Here is a 1,208-nt window from a genome sequence, read left to right on the forward strand (position 1 = left end):
CCGTTGCTCCTATGTCAAGCCGCTGCCGGAAGCAAGTCCGGCAGGGCTGGTTGTTGATCTTTAAGTAGGTTGAAGACGATGCGGGCGAGTCGGCGTTTGAGCGCTCTGAGGGCTTCCATGGTGGTGTCGCCGTTCTCGCGTCGTTTCTGGTAGTAGGCGCGGCCCAGGCCATCGAGACGAATCTGGGTGACCGCGATGCGGTGCAGGGCGGCGTTGAGTTGCCGGTTGCCGCCGCGAGCTAGTCGGTGCCGGTTGGTGCGTCCCGAGCTGGCAGGAATCGGCGCGGCGCCAGCGTGCATCGCGAAACACGCCTCGGACCGGAACCGGGCGACGTTCGCGGCTTCCCCTACGATCTTCGCCGCCGTCAAGGCCCCCGCGCCGGGCAAGGCGAGCAACGCGGGCGCGATGCGTCGCACCCTGGTGGTGATCTCGGCTTCGAGGGTGTTGACCCGGGCGGTAAGCGCGCGAATGTCGGCCAACAGTTCGCCGGCCAGCCGGGTCACCACCGTGGTCGGCTGTCCGGTGAGCCAGCCGGTGAGCCGATCCAACACGACGAGCCGGTCCAGGCCCCGGGCCGGGATGTCGAGTTCCGGGTCAAGTTCGTGCAGGTGCCAACGCAGCCGATTCTGTATCCGGGTTCGTTCACCGACCAGATCCTCACGATGATCCACCAGCAGCCGCAGCTCCCGGGACACGTCGTCGTGCTCGGCGACCGGCAGGTCTGGCTCCCGCAGCGCCGCCCGGGCGATCGCGAGCGCGTCGATCGGGTCGGACTTGCCGCGGGTGCGAGCGCTGCCCCGGGCACCAGCCATCAGCTTCGGCGGCACCCGCACCACCCGTTCCCCCGCTGCCAGCAGCGCCCGTTCCAGCCGAGTCGACACATGCCGGCAGTCCTCGACCGCCCAGACCCGCTCAGCGGGGAACTGCCGCCTGGCCCACCCGAGCAACTGCCGATGCCCTGCATCGGTCGCCCGGACCACACGTTCACCGACCTTACGACCAGCCTGATCGGCACCGACGACCGTGTGAGTGTCCTTGTGGACATCAACTCCCAGCACCACCACCATGGGTGACGTCACCTCTCTTCCCAGGAGACGGGGACGGCTGGGCCGGCCGGCGGACACACCTCAGTGGGGGCGATGCCACGCTCCTATCAAGTCACGCCGGTCGGCCCTGACCACCGATGACCGGCACAACGGATGAAAGCC

At 68.3% G+C, this 1,208-nt stretch carries 1 protein-coding gene; it reads right to left on the reverse strand.

The annotated features are described in order from the left end of the window. Positions 1-14: 14 nt before the first annotated feature. Positions 15-1,067, reverse strand: a complete 1,053-nt coding sequence (locus ACFFHU_RS28510) for an IS110 family RNA-guided transposase (RefSeq protein WP_377343522.1) — start codon at positions 1,065-1,067, stop codon at positions 15-17. Between the last annotated feature and the right edge of the window lie 141 nt (positions 1,068-1,208).

It is taken from the genome of Plantactinospora siamensis (genome assembly GCF_042434095.1).
In the GTDB taxonomy this organism is placed as follows: Bacteria; Actinomycetota; Actinomycetes; order Mycobacteriales; family Micromonosporaceae; genus KBS50.